This is a genomic window from Mumia sp. (genome assembly GCF_028803055.1).
Classification (GTDB): Bacteria; Actinomycetota; Actinomycetes; order Propionibacteriales; family Nocardioidaceae; genus Mumia.
This window is the reverse complement of record NZ_JARBCJ010000315.1, coordinates 1-2,139: the sequence shown is the minus strand read 5'-3', so window position 1 is coordinate 2,139 and position 2,139 is coordinate 1. Positions and strand designations below refer to the sequence as shown.

Annotated in this window: 2 protein-coding genes; both read right to left on the bottom strand. The window is 69.0% G+C overall.

Translation table 11 applies throughout. The features are described 5' to 3' along the window. Window positions 1-1,005, bottom strand: a 1,005-nt coding sequence (locus PV363_RS17505; RefSeq protein ID WP_301023049.1) for a hypothetical protein, incomplete at its 3' end; no start/stop codon positions are given. Further along, window positions 1,002-1,820, bottom strand: a complete 819-nt coding sequence (locus PV363_RS17500; RefSeq protein ID WP_301023048.1) for a methyltransferase domain-containing protein — start codon at window positions 1,818-1,820, stop codon at window positions 1,002-1,004. The genes PV363_RS17500 and PV363_RS17505, both read right to left, overlap by 4 nt. Window positions 1,821-2,139 lie beyond the last annotated feature (319 nt).

Below are 2,139 nucleotides of genomic sequence, written 5' to 3'. Positions count from 1 at the left end.
GTACCCGTGCAGGACCAGTCGGTCACCGGTTGCGTCGGCCCAGATCGCCTCCCACCACTCGGTGCGCCAGTTGCGCGTGCCGACGTAGTTGCCCTGGATCTCGTCCGAGGGCTCCGTGCCCGCGAGCGATGCAACGGCATCCATCGCCGCGGCATAGCTGAGCTCGCGGTGCGCCACTTCGATGCGCAGCCCACTGACGTACAACGCCAACAGCAGCGTCACGCCGGCCAGGATTCCTTTGATGATCCGGTCGGGTCTCGGCCGAGCGACGAGCAACCCGACGATGAGTGTCAGGAGGGCGCCTCGGCTCCGCCCGATCACCAACAGGGCCGTCACGGACAACATCACGATCGTCGGCGCTCGCGGCACGAGGACGGACGTGCCGGGCCGCGGTGATCGCAGCACCGACACCAGCAGCACGAGGGTGACGGCGATGTCGCCTGGCTTGGTCAGGAGCATCGGCACGCCGGACCCGGGCCAGGTCGGCAACCATCCCGGCTCCACGAGCAGAAGCGCCGCGAGCCCGAGCAGGACAGGCGCGACGACGGGAGCGGCGCGGGCGACGACCTCCCCCACGGTGTCTTCGACATGCGATCGGCTCGTGCGAGCCTCCCAGTCCCGGAGGAGGGCGTAGATGCCGAAGGCGAAGCCGCTGTAGTAGACGGGTGCGAGACCACGCACCGTCTCGAGCAGTGGCACGGTTCCGGACAGGCGATCGATCGCGAACTGCACGGCAGCCATCCCGACCAGGAGCGCCGTCACCGCGGCGGGAGCTGTGCGGGGCAGCAGTGCCGACGAGCGGGCGGCCGAGACGAGGACGAGCACGAGCAGCAACTCTCCGACGAACACCGGCGGCCAACCCGCGTACGCGAAGCCTTTGCCGAGCGCGGCATAGAGGACGAGGCCGACGAACAGGTACCGCAGGGCGGGGGCCGGCCGGCCTGTGGGAGCGTCGAGCGACTCGACCTCAGCGGTGCTGAAGCGACCGCCTGTCTGTCGCGTCACGGCTCCACCGGGACCCCTGGCTCGGCGCCCGACCGCCCCCTGCCGTACCAGGCACTGTCGGCCCGAAGGCTCCCGTCGTCGTCCGTCACCCACGGGTGCGAGTCGCACTGCGGGTCGAGCTTGTCCGCCACGATGGCGATGGCGTTCGCCTGCGACGGGGCAAGCCGCAACAACGCGCGGACCACGGGTGTCCCCATGCGTGCGAGCGCGCGCGCGGGGACGCTGCGCACGAGCTCCGCTGACTCGCCCGGGACTCGGAGGTCGTAGAAGAACTGCACGCGGGGGGCGCCCATCGGATCGTTCGTCGCCAGCGTCTTGTGCGCCTCGCGGCGTGTCCAGCGGTAGACGAAGTTCGGTACGCCACTGTTCTCGACACCGCCGAAGGTGAAGTCGTTGTCGACCACAGCGGCATGCTCGTAGCGCTGTCCTACCCCGAGCCCGACGCCGAGGCGCGTCAGAAGGGTCTCCTGCGGTTCGAACGCGACGATCCCTCGCCGAGCGACGCGGTACATCTCGATGAGTCCACGATGCGGGGACCGACAATGGTGCAGCCCCTGGTGGACGATGCACACGTCGAACGTGGCGTCGTCATAGGTCAGGTGCTCCGCGTTCTGGTAGCTCCAGCGATGTGGGGCGTACTCGTCACCAGCCTTGCGGCTGTCCAGGTTGGAGATGGTCACCCGCCGGAGTCCGAGGGCGAGAAGGACCTCGTGATCCAGCAGACCGCCCGCGACGACGAGGATCTCGTCGTCTGGTCGGAGCCACTCCGCCGCGAGCAACCGGCTCACGGTCTGGCGGTAGAAGGACTCGGTCATAACGCCGCCTGTGCTGGCCGTCAGGTGGAGGGACACGTCCCGGCCGTGACGATGATACGAACGAGGTCACCGAGAGGGAAGGCTTGAACACCTGGCGTGGCCGTAGGGTGACCCCCATCACCTCGAGTCCGGAGGACCGTCATGCCTCTGCGTGTCGCGCTCGTGCACAGCTTCTACGACTCGCGGCAGCCCAGCGGCGAGAACAGCCAGGTGGTGGCCGAGCGGGACGCGCTCGCACGAGCAGGGTTCGAGGTCGGCCTGTTCGCAACGACCACCGATGAGCGAGGGAGGGAGCGCTTCTACCGGACCCGGGCGGCGG